Here is a 13,349-nt window from a genome sequence, read left to right as displayed (position 1 = left end):
CGGGAAGTTCATGGCAAGGTGAACGGCCGGGTGTGGGAGCCGCTCACGGGATGCGCAGGCTCGTCACCTGTCCGGTGGTCGCGCTGAAGGCGCAGGTGTAGGTGAAGGGCGTCCACTCGCCGATATCGGGGGCGAACTGGCCGTTGCCCCTGACCTCGGTCTGTCCGCCCGGGGTCCCGGTGACCGACATCTGATCCTCGAGCGCCTGCACCTCGACAGCGTTCGGCTGGCGCGCCTGCATCTCGGCCAGAGCCGCAGCCTCGCAGGCTTCGCGCGCCGCGGCCTCGGTGTCCGCCGGAGAGGGCGCGGCGGTCGAGGGAGACGCGGGCGCGTCGGCGGCAGTGGCGGGGACGAGGCTGGCCGTGAGCAGGCCCATGGTGAGCAGGAGGGCATGGACCAGCGGAGCGGGCATCGGGGTTCCTCGCGAGCAAAGAATGGCAACGGCCCGGTGTCGGGGTGGTTCCGGCACCGTTCCGGCGAAAGTTGGTTCCGGTGCGCCGGGCGCTATCGTTACCGGCAGGGGATGGGGGCGAACGCGAAAGGGAAGCGCATGACCGACCAGCAGAGCAGGTTCGAACGGCTGAAGGCGCTGCACTTCGGAGATCGGGCCTTCGTCATCCCGAATCCGTGGGACGCGGGGTCGGCGCGGCTGCTCGCCAGCCTCGGGTTCGAGGCGCTTGCGACCACGAGCGCGGGCTACGCCTTCTCGAAGGGCAGGCGGGACTCGACCCTCGGGCGCGGGGACATCCTCGCCAATGCCGCCGAGATCGTCGGGGCGACGGACTTGCCGGTCTCGGCCGATCTCGAGGACGGCTTTGGCGTAGCGCCCGAGACCTGCGCCGAGACGATCCGCATGGCCTGTGAGGTGGGCCTCGTCGGCGGGTCGATCGAGGATGCGACGGGCGATCCGGCCGCGCCGATCCATGACATCGCGCTGGCGGTGGAGCGCGTTCACGCGGCGGCGGAGGCCGCGCGTGACCTGCCATTCGTGCTGACGGCGCGGGCGGAGAACTTTCTCTGGGGGCGTCCGGATCTCGACGACACGATCCGGCGGCTTCAGGCGTTTTCCGGGGCCGGAGCCGACGTGCTCTATGCGCCGGGCCTGCCGGACATCGAGGCGATCCGGGCGGTATGCGGCGCCGTCGATCGCCCGGTGAACGTCGTCATGGGGTTGTCGGGGCCGACGTATTCGGTGGCGGAGCTCACGGCCGCGGGCGTGCGGCGCATCAGCGTCGGCGGCTCGTTCGCGCGCGCCGCGCTCGGCGGGCTGATGCGCGCGGCGGAGGAGGTGCGGACGGCGGGCACCTTCACCTATGCGGCCGACGCGATCCCCGGTGCGACCGTCGCACGGCTCATGACGGGGGCAAGGCCCGTCGATCGGGGGTGACGACCCGACGGGTCCGCATGGGCGCCTCGCGGGCCGGATGATTGCGGCACGTTTGCGGACCCCCGAGAGCCAACGAACTGAAGGGGCTTCAGGAGGCGGTCGCGCCGCTCGGCTGCACCTTCACCGAGGTGAACAAGGAGACTGACAACCGCTTCGAGATCAACGATGCCACGTGCACCGCTGGCCAGTACGACTTCAAGATCGATGGCAAGTATCGCATCATCCTGATGGACATCGGCGACTGACGGCCGACGACTGACGGCCGGCGAGACGAAAAAAAGGCTCGCCCCGGGGGCGAGCCTTCCAGAATCAGGTGTCGGTGTCGGTGGCGGCGCTCAGGCGAGCGCGGACTTCGCCTGATCGACGATCGAGTTGAACGCGGCCGGCTCGTGGACGGCGAGGTCGGCGAGGACCTTGCGATCGACCTCGATCCCGGCCTTCGCGAGCCCGGCGATCAGGCGCGAGTAGGTGAGCGTCGCGTCGTACTCGCGGACCGCGGCGTTGATGCGCTGGATCCAGAGGGCGCGGAAGTTCCGCTTGCGGACCTTGCGGTCGCGCGTCGCGTACTGCAGGGCCTTGTCGACGGCCTGCTTGGCGGTGCGGTAGTTGGTCGAGCGGGCGCCATAGTAGCCGGCGGCCTGCTTGATGATCTTGCGGTGACGGGCGTGGCTGGTGGCGCCACCCTTGACTCGGGACATCTGTCAGGCCTCCTCAGCGGGCGTAGGGCATGTACGACTTCACGATCTTCTCGTCCGGTGCCGAGAGGGTCGTGGTGCCGCGGGCCTGGCGGATGAACTTGGTCGACCGCTTGATCATCCCGTGCCGCTTGCCGGCCTGGGCAGTGAGGATGCGGCCGGTGGCCGTCACCTTGAAGCGCTTCTTGGCGCCCGACTTGGTCTTCATCTTGGGCATTTCGGGTCTCCTTCGCGGGTCCGCGTTCAGACAGCGACTCGGCAGCCCTGATCGGCCGGCCGCTGCGGTGGTTCAGAACGCGGGCTTATAGGGGCGCCCGGCTGCTGAAGCAAGGGGACTCGCGCGGGGTGAGGCCGTCCGATCGCGCGGGTGTGCGGACCTGCGGGACTGTCGCGTGGTGGCATGCCGGGTTAGTCTCGGCCGGCCCGACAATCGGGTGCCATCGGCGGGACCACCGGAATGCATCTCGATCAGGCCACGCGCATCGGACAGGACGCGCTGATCTTTCTCGCCGGCCGGGCCGAATTGCTCGACGCCTGTCTGGTACAGAGCGGGCTTGCCCCGGACGAGCTGCGGGGCCGTGCCAGCGAGCCGGCGTTCCTTGGCTTCCTGCTGGAGTTCCTGCTGCAGAGCGATGCCTGGGTCGAGGACTTCGCCGCCGAAGCGGGTCTCCGACCGGAGGACGTGGCCCGCGCGCGCGCCGTCCTCGACGGCGGTCTGCCGCACTGGACCTAGGCGAGCATCTCCTCCGCCGCGCGGCGGAGGGACTCGGGCAGGGTAGTCGGGCGGTGGGTGCGGGCGTCGACGCAGACGTGGACGAAGCGGATGTCGCCGGCGGCCGCGTCGGCGTCACCGCGGAAGAGCCCGATCCGCCAGGTCATCGACCGCTCGCCCAGCCGGTCAAGCACCAGTCCGACGTCGACCGGGTCGGGGTATCCGAGGCTCGCGTGGTAGGTGCAGGCGGTCTCGGCGACGAGGCAGACCACCGGCCCGTCCGGGACCGCGAGGCCGCCCGGGCCGATGAGCCAGCTTCCGACCGCGCTGTCGGCGTACTCGTAGAAGACGGCGTTGTTCATGTGCCGGTAGACGTCATTGTCGCGCCAGCGGGTGGCGTAGCGCACGAAACGGCGGAACGCCGCGCGGGTTGGCGGGGGGCGGCGTTGCAACGGTCAGTCCGCCGCGCCGCTGGCGATTGTGCCGGAAGAGTGGACGCGCCGGGTTTCGCCGCTCAGGTCGGCGACGCATTCCCACGGGGCGGCCGCGCCGGGCGCGTCGGGCGTTACCCGCGTCGCCTGTCCTGTGGTTTCCGGCGCGCGCCCCGTCCCGCCGGCCCCTCCGGTCTGGCCTGCGACGGCGCGGGTGCAGGAAGCCTCTGCCCGCGTCGGGGTCAGGTTGCCTCCTGACGGGACAGTGGGCGGGGCCGCCGCGGGGGTGCAGGCCGCGAGGCCGGCGAGGGCGACGAACAGGGGAAGCGGGCGCATGGGGCCTCCGGGCTTCGGGGCGGGGAAGGCGCGGGACTGGCGGGAGATTGGCCCTCCCCTGACGGATGCGCAAGGTCCGGCCCCTTGCGTCCAGCGCCGGCATCGGGGAAACCGGGTCCACCGGCATGAGGGGGAGAAACCGGATGTCAGCAGTGGTCGATCCCCGGACGATCCGGGGCCTGATCTTCGACAAGGACGGCACGCTCTTCGACTTTCACGCGACCTGGTCGGTCTGGGCGAACGGGCTCATCGACCGGCTGAGCGGCGTCGATCCGTCCAAGGCCGAGTTGCTGGCCGAGGGGCTTGCCGACCGGCTGGGCTTCGACCGTGCCACCCGGCGCTTCCTGCCGCAGAGCGCGGTCATCGCCGGCACGATGGAGGTGGTGATCGACGCGATCCGCTCGACGCTGCCGGCGCTGGAGGAGGCGCCGCTCCGGCGGATGATCCTCGCGAGCACCGCCGCCGCGGAGCAGGTCGAGGTGGCGCCGCTCGGGCCGCTGCTCGACCGGCTGATTGCCGGCGGCATGACGCTCGGCCTCGCCACGAACGACAGCGAGGAACCGGCGCGCGCCCATCTGGAGCGGGCCGGCGTGCTCGGGCGCTTCGCCTTCGTCGCGGGCTACGACAGTGGCCACGGCGCGAAGCCGATGCCGGGCATGCTGACCGCGTTCTGCGCCGCCACCGGCATCGCGCCGGCGAACTGCGCGATGATCGGCGACAGCACGCATGATCTCGAGAGCGGCCGCGCCGCCGGCATGACCGCGGTGGCCGTCCTGACCGGGATCGCGACGGAACCCGATCTCGCGCCGCACGCCGACGTGGTGCTGCCCTCGGTCGAGGCGCTGCCGGGGTGGCTGGGGCTCGCCTGAGCCGCGCCCGAGTCGCTGAAGCATTTCAGCCACATCGACTTCCGCGATCACTGCGCGCCTCTTGCGAGTACCGCCGGATTGCAGGAGACGTGCCGCAAGCGAGCCCCCCCCCGCCAGCCGGAAATGTCTCATCGGGGACAAAGAGGGCGCTCGTGTGATCCCAGATACAACCAGACTCCGCCGGGCGGCGGGGCTTTCATCCGCTTCGGCGCTTGCCCTCGTGCTCGCCACGACCGGCCTTGCCGCGGCGCAGGAGGCCCCTGCGCCGGAGACGGCCGCAGAGGCGGGCGGGCGAGAGGCGAAACCCGGCCTGATGCTCCAGCCGATCAACGTCGAGGCCGAGGCCGACGGCGCGACAGAGGGCACCGGCACCTTCGCCGCGCCTCAGGCGACCAGCGCCACGGGCCTCCCGCTCACGCTTCGCGAGACGCCGCAGTCCGTCAGCGTCGTCACCGAACAGCGCATCGAGGACCAGAACCTCGGGACAGTGCTCGACGTCCTGTCCTACACCACCGGCGTCAACGCCTACGGTTCCGAGACCGACCGTGACAGCACCTATTCCCGCGGCTTCTGGGTGTCGAACTACCTCGTCGACGGCATGAACATCCCGACCTATCAGGGCTGGTTCAGCGGGGTCTCGATGCAGTCCTCGACGGCGACGGTCGATCGCGTCGAGGTGCTGCGAGGCGCGACCGGCCTGCTGACCGGCACCGGCGAGCCGGGCGCGGCGGTCGCGATCACCCGCAAGCGGGCGTCGAGCCCGGTTTTCGGCGGCACGGCGGCGCTGCGTTACGGCAACTGGAACCGCATCGGCGGCACCCTCGACGTCTCGACCCCGCTGAATGCCGACGGCTCGGTGCGCAGCCGCTTCATCATGGACGCGGCGAGCGAGGAGTCCTACGTCGACCGCTACAGCGTGAAGAAGCAGACGTACTATGGCACCGTCGAGGCCGACCTGACCGACGCCACGCGCCTCACCTTCAGCCTCGAGCACCGCAACCACGACCCGCGCGCGTCGACCTGGGGCGGTCTGCCACTGATGTTCGCGAGCGGCGAGCCGACCCACTTCCCGCGCAGCTTCTCGAACGCCCCCGACTGGTCGCACTGGTCGAGCTACCAGTCGTCGGCGATGGTGCGTCTCGACCACAGGTTCGACAACGGCTGGAGCGGCAACCTGATCCTGAGCGGCGTTGACCGCAAGTACGACGCCGAACTCCTCTACATGCACGGCGATCTCGATCAGGCCACTGGCCTCGGCCTCATCCCTGGGGCGTGGAAGGGCTCCGATCACGACCGGCTCGTCGCCTTCGACGCGAACCTGACCGGACCCGTCAGCCTTTTCGGGCGTGAGCACACGCTGAACTTCTCGTTGCACGCGGACCGCGACTGGATGAAGCGCGACTGGCCGGAGGAGGAGACGACGCCGGCGCCCATTGGCAACATCTTCGTGTGGACCGGCGCCTATCCGAAGCCGGCGTGGGGCACGGCGGAGGCAGACTTCGAGGAGAACCGGACCAAGTTCTCGGCGCTCGCCTCCGGGCGGTTCAACCTGACCGACGACCTGCATCTGGTGCTCGGAGGGCGGCAGACCAGCTGGAAGGGCAACATGGTCTTCGAGTACGGCGAGGGCTTCCGCGAGTTCGACAAGTTCACCCCCTTCGCCGGCGTCGTCTACGACGCGACCGACGACTGGTCGCTCTATGCGAGCTACACCGAAGTCTTCAACCCGCAGGACTATCAGGACCGGAACGGCAACTTCCTCGACCCGGTGATCGGCCGCAGTCGGGAGGTCGGCGCGAAGGGCGAGATCTTCGAGGGCCGGATGAACGCCTCATTCGCCCTGTTCCGGAGCTACCTCGACAACGTCGCCGAGCAGGACGGCAATCACATGGTCCCCGGCACGATCAACCATGCGTATCGCGGGGCGAAGGGCGTGAAGGCCGAGGGCGGCGAGTTCGAGTTCTCCGGCGAGATCACCCCCGGCTGGAGCGTCTACGTCGGCGGTCAGGCGATGTCGCTCAAGGCTGCGGACGGGGGCGAGTTCGCGCCTGATCAGCCGCGCAACACGCTGAAGGTCTTCACCGCCTACACCCTTCCGGGGGCGTGGTCGAAGTGGACGCTCGGCGGCGGTCTTCGCTGGCAGAGCAAGACATGGGTCGACGTGACGAACGGCAACGACGAGACCCACCGCTTCACCCAGCCGAGCTACACGGTGGTGGACGCGATGGCGCGCTATGACTTCGACGAGCGCTGGTCGGCCCAGCTCAACGTAAACAACCTCTTCGACAAGACCTATTACCAGCAGGCGCTCGACCAGTCGTTCTACGGCGAGCCGCTGAACGCGATGCTGAGCGTCTCCGCCAGCTTCTGAATGCGGCGGGGCGCGCGCTCGGAAGCCTCGTCCCGATCGGGCGCGGCAGCCTCCGTGGGCGGGCGGCCGCCGGGAGCCTCGTTATCTGGTCGCCGGCTTCGGGGAGACCCGCTTGACCGGCGACGCAACCCGCCCCATACGCGGGCGCATGACCGATACGCGCCTCATCCGCAACTTCTCGATCGTCGCTCACATCGACCATGGGAAGTCCACGCTCGCCGACCGCCTGATCCAGGGGACCGGAACCGTCGCCGATCGCGACATGAAGGCGCAGCTCCTCGACTCGATGGACATCGAGCGCGAGCGCGGCATCACCATCAAGGCCCAGACCGTCCGCCTCGAGTACAAGGCGAAGGATGGCCAGACCTATGTGCTGAACCTCATCGACACGCCGGGCCACGTGGACTTCGCCTACGAGGTCTCGCGCTCCATGCGGGCCGTCGAGGGCTCGCTGCTGGTGGTCGATGCCAGCCAGGGCGTCGAGGCGCAGACGCTCGCCAACGTCTATCAGGCAATCGACGCCGGCCACGAGATCGTGCCGGTCCTGAACAAGATCGACCTGCCCGCCGCGGAACCCGAGCGGGTGAAGGAGCAGATCGAGGATGTGATCGGCATCGACGCCTCCCACGCGGTCGAGATTTCGGCCAAGACCGGCCTCGGCATCCCGGATGTGCTGGAGGCGATCGTCACCCGCCTGCCGCCGCCCGGCGGGGATCGCAACGCGCCGCTGAAGGCGATGCTGGTCGATTCGTGGTACGATCCCTATCTCGGCGTCGTCGTGCTCGTGCGCATCTTCGACGGCGTGCTGAGGAAGGGCGACCGCATCAGGATGATGCAGACCGGCGCGCTCTATCCGGTGGACCGCATCGGCACCTTCCGCCCGGGCATGTTGCCGGCGGACGATCTCGGGCCGGGCGAGCTCGGGTTCCTGACCGCCTCCATCAAGCAGGTGCGCGACACCCGCGTCGGTGACACCATCACCCATGAGCGCAAGGGCGCGACCGAGCCGCTGCCGGGCTTCCAGCCGTCGATCCCGGTGGTGTTCTGCGGTCTCTTCCCGGTGGACGCCAACGACTTCGAGACGCTGCGCGACGCCATCGAGAAACTGCAGCTGAACGACGCGAGCTTCTCCGCCGAGATGGAGACCTCCGCGGCGCTCGGCTTCGGCTTCCGCTGCGGCTTTCTCGGGCTGCTGCATCTCGAGGTGATCCGCGAGCGGCTGGAGCGTGAGTTCGACCTCGATCTCATCACCACGGCGCCCTCGGTCGTCTACCACGTCTTCAAGAACGACGGCACGATGGTCGAGCTGCACAACCCGGCAGACATGCCCGATCCGGTGCGCATCGACCACATCGAGGAGCCGCGGATCAAGGCGACGATCCTCGTGCCGGACGAGTACCTCGGCGACGTGCTGAAGCTCTGTCAGGACCGGCGCGGCGTGCAGCTCGACCTGACCTACGCCGGCGCCCGCGCGATGGTGGTCTATGACCTGCCGCTGAACGAGGTGGTGTTCGACTTCTATGACCGGCTGAAGTCGGTGACGAAGGGCTATGCCTCGTTCGACTACACGGTGACGGGGTATCAGGAAGACGACCTCGTGAAGATGCAGATCCTCGTCAATGACGAGCCGGTCGACGCGCTCTCGACGATGGTCCACCGCGCCCGCGCCGACGCCCGGGGCCGGGCGATGGTGGAGAAGCTGAAGGAGCTGATCCCGCAGCATCTCTTCAAGATCCCGATCCAGGCGGCGATCGGCGGGCGCATCATCGCCCGCGAGACGATCTCGGCCTTGCGCAAGGACGTGACGGCGAAGTGCTACGGCGGCGACATCTCGCGCAAGCGGAAGCTGCTCGACAAGCAGAAGGCCGGCAAGAAGAAGATGCGCCAGTTCGGCCGGGTGGAAATCCCGCAGGAAGCCTTCATCAACGCACTGAAGATGGACGGGTAGGGGGCCAGCCGGGGCCGCCAGCACTGCTTGTCGGGAAGACCCCTTGTTTCCCGCCTCGTCCGGCTTCCTGTCGCGGCTGCACGGGTGCGGCCCTCCCCGGCCCGACAAGCGGACGCACTGCGTTTGCCGGGCCGCGGACTGGAGCGCGGGACGCGCGGAGGCCCGTGAGGGGCCGCAGATTTCCGCGGGAGGGCGCCATCCGGCTGTGTGCGCCCCGGGTGGGGCAGTCGCGGACGGTTTTGTCACTTGCCGGATCCGTCTCGCGTCAGCGTTGGGGCGTGCGCTTCGGCCGTAGTTCTTCTTCACCGGCGCGCGGCGCCACCGGTTACCCGAGGTCGATCTCGCCCTCGACCACGTGTTCCATGTCGTGGCCCGGGAGGGTGAGGACGGTGCGGACCTTCAGCGGGCCGGAGCGGTCGCCGTGTTCGCGTACGTGGCGCTCGATTGCCTGCTGCGAGGTCACCCCGACCTGCTTGAGGTACTGCCGCATCGACATGTTGAACGTCTCCTCGTCCATCGCCGGTTTCTCCCCTCTGTGGCAATTTCCTTGCTTTATCGCCGTTAATTGCCCATGTCTGTGTCGGCTACGTTACGCGCTCGACCTGCTGTTTCCCATCGGCCTCAGCTTCGACCGTTCGCTGACTGCGCCGGGCCGCCGCATCCTGCGGGCGGCACTACTTGAGGAGACAACACGATGGCCACCGGCACCGTGAAATGGTTCAATGCTACCAAGGGCTTCGGCTTCATCCAGCCCGATGGCGGCTCCAAGGACGTCTTCGTCCACATCTCCGCCGTCGAGCGTGCGGGCCTCTCGGGCCTGCCGGACGGCCAGAAGGTCACCTTCGACATCGAGCGTGGCCGCGACGGCCGCGAATCGGCTGCGAACCTCGCGCTCGCCTGATCGAACGCGTCCGACCGACTTCGGACACGGCTCCCTTCGGGGAGCCGTGTTCATTTTTACACCCCCGTTCATTGCGCCCCCGTTTCTTGCGCCCGCGCTCCCGGCCCGCGCTGTTCCCCGCCTTCGGATGGAACCTTCCTGCCCTGCGGCGTTAGTCACCAGTTGAAGTCGCGACGGCGGCTCGCGATGCGAGTGGTGCCGGCAAGGGGGGCACGACATGGACAACCCGGAGCACCCGGGGCAGCAGCCCGACGTCGTGAGGCTTGCGGCGTGGCTGACGGTCGGTGCGCTCGTCCTGCTCGGCCTCTACGTCGGCAAGGACATCCTGATCCCGCTGGCGATTGCGTTTCTCATCAGCTTCGCCCTCAGCCCGCTCGTCACCTGGCTTGCGCGGCGCGGCCTGCCGCGCGTCCTCTCGGTCATTGCGGTGCTCATCGTCGTCGTGACCTTCGTGCTGATGCTCGGGCTCGTCATCGGCTCGCAGGTGCGCACGCTCGGTGCCGAGATCCCGACCTACCAGAGCACGATCCGCACCAAGATCGCCGACCTCGGGCAGAGCATGTCCGGGCCCGGGGTGTTCGACGGTGCGTGGAAGACGGTGACCGCGGTGCAGGACGAGGTCCAGCAGGCGGTGGGCAGCGATCAGGGGCCGCCCGCCACGAAGGTCGAAGTCGTCCCGGAACCCACCTCGCCCTTCAAGACGGCGACCGAGTGGGTCGTGCCGGCGCTCGCCCCGGTTGCCACGGCCGGTATCGTCCTCGTCTTCGTCTTCCTGGCGTTGCTCGACCGCGGCGACCTGCGCGACCGGCTGATCCGGCTGCTGGGCGGCAACCTGCACCGCTCCACCGACGCGATGGAGGAGGTCCTACGGCATCCCCATGGCGCTCGGTCTCTGGGCGATCGGGGTGCCGGGCTGGATCCTCTGGGGCACGCTCGCGGCGCTCATGCGCTTCATCCCCTACGTCGGGCCGGTCCTGTCGTCGGTCTTCCCGCTGGCGCTGGCGTTCGCCGTCGATCCGGGATGGCACATGGTGCTGATGACGGGCGGGCTCATCATCTTCCTCGAGCTCATCAGCAACAACATTGTCGAGCCGCTGCTCTACGGGTCGAGCACCGGACTGTCAGCCCTGTCGCTGATCGCCGCCGCGACGTTCTGGACGGCGCTCTGGGGGCCGGTCGGGCTTATCTTGTCGACGCCGCTGACCGTCTGCCTGCTGGTGGTCGGGCGCAACCTGCCGCAGCTCCAGTTCTTCGATACGCTGCTCGGATCGACACCGGTTCTCGACATACCGACGCGCATCTATCAGCGGCTGATCGCGGACGATCCCGACGAGGCGATAGAGATCGCAGATGAGTCGATCGAGGCGACCTCGGTCACCGAGTTCTACGACGAATACGGGATCGAGGTCCTGCGGCAGGCGAGCGAGGACTTCCTCACCACCGCTCGCGCGGAGCATCGCCTGCGCGTGGTGAACGGCATGGACATCATGCTGGCGGACCTGCGCGAGGATCATCCCGCGCCGGTGGTCGCGGGCGAGCCCCGCGTCGCCTGCATCGGCGGCAAGTGGGAGATCGATTCGGTTGCCTGCGAGATGTTGGTCCATGCGCTCGGCTTCGCCGGTGTGGCCGCCGTCGAGCGTCCGTCCGGTGCGGTGACCGCGCGCTATCTCGACAAGCTCGATCTCGACGGCATCGAAATCGTCTGCCTCAGCTACTTCAGCCGCGAGCCGGAGTTGTCGGCGCGGGGCTTCTGCCGTCGCCTGCGGCAGCGCTGGCCGGACGTGCGGATCGTGCTGGCGCTCTGGAACGCGCCGGAGGCACTGGCCGAAGCCGACGCCGAGGCCGATCTCGGCGCGGACTCCATCGTCACGTCGATCCATGAGGCGGTGCACCGGATCGGGCAGATGCTTTCGCCCGCCCAGGCGAGCGAGCACCTCGTCGCCGAGCGGCCGGAGAACGATGCCGAGCGTGTCGCCGCCCTTGAGGAGACCAGGGTTCTGGATGGCCATGCGCGCGAGGACCTCGACGCCTTTGCGGCCCGCGCGGCGGATGTCTTCAACGTCGAGTTCGCCGTGATTTCCGCGATTGCCGGCGACCGGGAGTTCATCGTTGGCCAGAGCCGCGACCTGCCGGGCGAGCGCACCCGTGACGGCACCGACATGATCGTGATGCCGCGCGAGGACGCGGTCTGTGATCATGTGGTCTCCGGCGACGAGACGCTGGTCATCGAGGATACCAAGCGCGACCCGCGCTTCGCCGACAACCCCGCGATCGGGCTCTGGGATACGCGCTTCTACGCCGGGGCACCGATCAGGACTTCGGACGGCAAGGTCCTCGGCGCGCTCTGTATCCTTGATACGAGCCCGCGCGAGCTCGCGGACGAGGAGATCGAACTCCTGAACGAACTCGCCGCCGACGTCGCCTCGGCGATCACCGGCGACAAGGCGCCGGACGAGGGCGACGATCGGCAGGAGGAGGAGAATTCCGCAACCCTCGGGCAGTCCGTGCCACACTGACGAGGCATCGCCGGTGGCCGCGGCGCGGCGTGCCGGCGGTCCCCGGGCCGCCAGCCGTCCCCGCTCCCGCGACCGGTTGGTATCCCCCGGACGCCCCCGGAAAATCTCGCGACTTCCCCGTTGTGAGACGCTCCGCGACTGGCTAGCGTGGAGGAGGTTGCAGCCGTCAGAGCAAACATGCAGCCGCGAAGACATCCCAGGGGAGGGACCGATGAACAGACGCAGCTTCCTGAAATCGACGGTGGCCGTGGGCGCGCTGGCGATCGTGCCGAGCGGGGCGTTTGCTGCCGACATCACTATTCTCGGATCGGTGCCGAGCCTCAGTTTCCCGTTCTTCGTCCACATGCTGAACCAGATCAAGGTCGAGGCCGAGGCGCAGAAGGTCGGGCTGATCGAGAGCGACGGCCAGAACTCCGCGCCGAAGCAGACCGGCGACATCGAGGCGGCGCTCGTGCAGGGCGTGAAGGCGATCGTCATCTCGCCGCTCGACGTCAACGCGCTCGCCCCGGCGGTCGAGCAGGCGGTGCAGGCGGGCGTCCCGGTCGTGACCATCGACCGCCGAGTCGACGGCGTCGAAGGGATCCTCGCGCACGTGGGCGCGGACAACACCAAGGGCGGCGAGGCGCAGGCCAACGCGATCATCGCGGCCTTCCCGGACGGCGCGAAGATCTTCCACCTGCAGGGCCAGCCCGGCGCCGGCCCGGCGATCGACCGCAACAAGGGCGTCCACGACATCCTCGATCCGCTCAAGGACAAGTACCAGATCGTCTTCGAGCAGACCGCGAACTTCGCCCGTGCCGAGGCGCTCTCGGTCACCGAGGCGGGCCTCACCGCGAACGGCAAGCCTGACGTCATCGTCTGCGCCAACGACGACATGGCGCTCGGTGCCGCCGAGGCGGTGGCCTCCGCCGGGATGAAGGACGTGAAGATCTACGGCTTCGACGCGCTGCCCGAGGCGCTGGTCGCCGTGCGGGACGGCGTGCTCGCGGGAACGGTCGAGCAGTTCCCGGGCGAGCAGGCGCGCACCGCGGTCCGCATCGCCGTCGCCAAGGCCCGCGATGGCAAGGACCCGGAGCAGGCGCTGGTGCTCCTGACCCCGATCGTCCTCACCAAGGAAAATCTCGACAAGGCCGAACGCATCGGCGAGACCGGCTGACGCTGGCCGGGCGGTCCCCGACGGGCC

At 68.9% G+C, this 13,349-nt stretch carries 15 protein-coding genes and 1 pseudogene; 10 read left to right on the top strand and 6 right to left on the bottom strand.

Translation table 11 applies throughout. The features are described from left to right. Positions 1-43: 43 nt before the first annotated feature. Positions 44-412, bottom strand: coding sequence for a hypothetical protein (locus HNP73_RS05790; protein ID WP_184147640.1), 369 nt, complete (start codon positions 410-412; stop codon positions 44-46). Positions 413-550: 138 nt separating this feature from the next. Here HNP73_RS05790 and HNP73_RS05785 point away from each other — a divergent pair, with 138 nt between their 5' ends. After that, positions 551-1,387: an isocitrate lyase/PEP mutase family protein gene (locus HNP73_RS05785; protein ID WP_184147639.1), complete on the top strand. Its 837-nt coding sequence runs from the start codon at positions 551-553 to the stop codon at positions 1,385-1,387. Positions 1,388-1,428: 41 nt separating this feature from the next. Beyond that, complete coding sequence (locus HNP73_RS05780) at positions 1,429-1,632, top strand: hypothetical protein (RefSeq protein WP_184147638.1); 204 nt, start codon at positions 1,429-1,431, stop codon at positions 1,630-1,632. A gap of 90 nt (positions 1,633-1,722) precedes the next feature. On the opposite strand, the gene rplT is transcribed toward HNP73_RS05780, so the two are convergent. Beyond that, positions 1,723-2,085 carry a 50S ribosomal protein L20 gene (gene rplT / locus HNP73_RS05775; protein ID WP_184147637.1) on the bottom strand — a complete coding sequence of 121 codons (363 nt, stop codon included), beginning with the start codon at positions 2,083-2,085 and terminating at the stop codon, positions 1,723-1,725. Between the two features lie 13 nt (positions 2,086-2,098). Then, a complete protein-coding gene (gene rpmI, locus HNP73_RS05770) occupies positions 2,099-2,299 on the bottom strand; it encodes a 50S ribosomal protein L35 (protein WP_184147636.1) in 201 nt (66 codons plus the stop codon). A 240-nt stretch (positions 2,300-2,539) separates the two neighbouring features. Between rpmI and HNP73_RS05765 the strand changes: the two genes are divergently transcribed. Then, positions 2,540-2,815 (top strand): DUF3572 family protein, encoded by a 276-nt coding sequence (locus HNP73_RS05765; RefSeq protein WP_184147635.1) that lies wholly within the window; start codon positions 2,540-2,542, stop codon positions 2,813-2,815. Here the strand turns inward: HNP73_RS05765 and HNP73_RS05760 are convergent. Both HNP73_RS05760 and HNP73_RS05755 read right to left on the bottom strand, forming a co-directional pair. Then, positions 2,812-3,246: an acyl-CoA thioesterase gene (locus HNP73_RS05760; protein WP_184147634.1), complete on the bottom strand. Its 435-nt coding sequence runs from the start codon at positions 3,244-3,246 to the stop codon at positions 2,812-2,814. The genes HNP73_RS05765 and HNP73_RS05760 overlap by 4 nt on opposite strands. Before the next feature lie 3 nt (positions 3,247-3,249). Beyond that, positions 3,250-3,561 (bottom strand): hypothetical protein, encoded by a 312-nt coding sequence (locus tag HNP73_RS05755; RefSeq protein WP_184147633.1) that lies wholly within the window; start codon positions 3,559-3,561, stop codon positions 3,250-3,252. Positions 3,562-3,704: 143 nt separating this feature from the next. Between HNP73_RS05755 and HNP73_RS05750 the strand changes: the two genes are divergently transcribed. From HNP73_RS05750 to lepA, 3 genes are all read left to right on the top strand, one after another. Next, complete coding sequence (locus HNP73_RS05750) at positions 3,705-4,430, top strand: HAD family hydrolase (RefSeq protein ID WP_184147632.1); 726 nt, start codon at positions 3,705-3,707, stop codon at positions 4,428-4,430. Between the two features lie 154 nt (positions 4,431-4,584). Then, positions 4,585-6,801 (top strand): TonB-dependent siderophore receptor, encoded by a 2,217-nt coding sequence (locus tag HNP73_RS05745; protein ID WP_184147631.1) that lies wholly within the window; start codon positions 4,585-4,587, stop codon positions 6,799-6,801. Between the two features lie 148 nt (positions 6,802-6,949). Beyond that, complete coding sequence (gene lepA / locus HNP73_RS05740; protein ID WP_184147630.1) at positions 6,950-8,749, top strand: translation elongation factor 4; 1,800 nt, start codon at positions 6,950-6,952, stop codon at positions 8,747-8,749. A 325-nt stretch (positions 8,750-9,074) separates the two neighbouring features. Here the strand turns inward: lepA and HNP73_RS05735 are convergent, their stop codons facing one another. Continuing rightward, positions 9,075-9,266: a DUF6494 family protein gene (locus HNP73_RS05735; RefSeq protein ID WP_184147629.1), complete on the bottom strand. Its 192-nt coding sequence runs from the start codon at positions 9,264-9,266 to the stop codon at positions 9,075-9,077. 177 nt (positions 9,267-9,443) lie between these two features. Between HNP73_RS05735 and HNP73_RS05730 the strand changes: the two genes are divergently transcribed. From HNP73_RS05730 to HNP73_RS05715, 4 genes and pseudogenes are all read left to right on the top strand, one after another. Then, on the top strand, positions 9,444-9,650 hold the full coding sequence (locus HNP73_RS05730; RefSeq protein ID WP_184147628.1) for a cold-shock protein: 207 nt from the start codon (positions 9,444-9,446) through the stop codon (positions 9,648-9,650). Between the two features lie 217 nt (positions 9,651-9,867). Continuing rightward, a pseudogene (locus HNP73_RS24060) lies at positions 9,868-10,431 on the top strand (AI-2E family transporter); the annotation flags it as partial. A gap of 97 nt (positions 10,432-10,528) precedes the next feature. After that, complete coding sequence (locus HNP73_RS23625; RefSeq protein ID WP_281379171.1) at positions 10,529-12,166, top strand: AI-2E family transporter; 1,638 nt, start codon at positions 10,529-10,531, stop codon at positions 12,164-12,166. A gap of 211 nt (positions 12,167-12,377) precedes the next feature. After that, positions 12,378-13,322 (top strand): substrate-binding domain-containing protein, encoded by a 945-nt coding sequence (locus HNP73_RS05715; RefSeq protein WP_184147626.1) that lies wholly within the window; start codon positions 12,378-12,380, stop codon positions 13,320-13,322. Positions 13,323-13,349 lie beyond the last annotated feature (27 nt).

This window comes from Amaricoccus macauensis, assembly GCF_014201905.1.
Classification (GTDB): domain Bacteria; phylum Pseudomonadota; class Alphaproteobacteria; order Rhodobacterales; family Rhodobacteraceae; genus Amaricoccus; species Amaricoccus macauensis.
This window is presented reverse-complemented; position numbering and strand designations above follow the sequence as displayed.

Bases quoted from the DNA above. Each gene is read 5' to 3' on its own strand.
- HNP73_RS05790 (WP_184147640.1), bottom strand. From the start codon at position 412: ATGCCCGCTCCGCTGGTCCATGCCCTCCTGCTCACCATGGGCCTGCTC.
- HNP73_RS05785 (WP_184147639.1), top strand. From the start codon at position 551: ATGACCGACCAGCAGAGCAGGTTCGAACGGCTGAAGGCGCTGCACTTC.
- rplT (WP_184147637.1), bottom strand. From the start codon at position 2,085: ATGTCCCGAGTCAAGGGTGGCGCCACCAGCCACGCCCGTCACCGCAAG.
- rpmI (WP_184147636.1), bottom strand. From the start codon at position 2,299: ATGCCCAAGATGAAGACCAAGTCGGGCGCCAAGAAGCGCTTCAAGGTG.
- HNP73_RS05765 (WP_184147635.1), top strand. From the start codon at position 2,540: ATGCATCTCGATCAGGCCACGCGCATCGGACAGGACGCGCTGATCTTT.
- HNP73_RS05755 (WP_184147633.1), bottom strand. From the start codon at position 3,561: ATGCGCCCGCTTCCCCTGTTCGTCGCCCTCGCCGGCCTCGCGGCCTGC.
- HNP73_RS05750 (WP_184147632.1), top strand. From the start codon at position 3,705: ATGTCAGCAGTGGTCGATCCCCGGACGATCCGGGGCCTGATCTTCGAC.
- lepA (WP_184147630.1), top strand. From the start codon at position 6,950: ATGACCGATACGCGCCTCATCCGCAACTTCTCGATCGTCGCTCACATC.
- HNP73_RS05735 (WP_184147629.1), bottom strand. From the start codon at position 9,266: ATGGACGAGGAGACGTTCAACATGTCGATGCGGCAGTACCTCAAGCAG.
- HNP73_RS05730 (WP_184147628.1), top strand. From the start codon at position 9,444: ATGGCCACCGGCACCGTGAAATGGTTCAATGCTACCAAGGGCTTCGGC.
- HNP73_RS23625 (WP_281379171.1), top strand. From the start codon at position 10,529: ATGGCGCTCGGTCTCTGGGCGATCGGGGTGCCGGGCTGGATCCTCTGG.
- HNP73_RS05715 (WP_184147626.1), top strand. From the start codon at position 12,378: ATGAACAGACGCAGCTTCCTGAAATCGACGGTGGCCGTGGGCGCGCTG.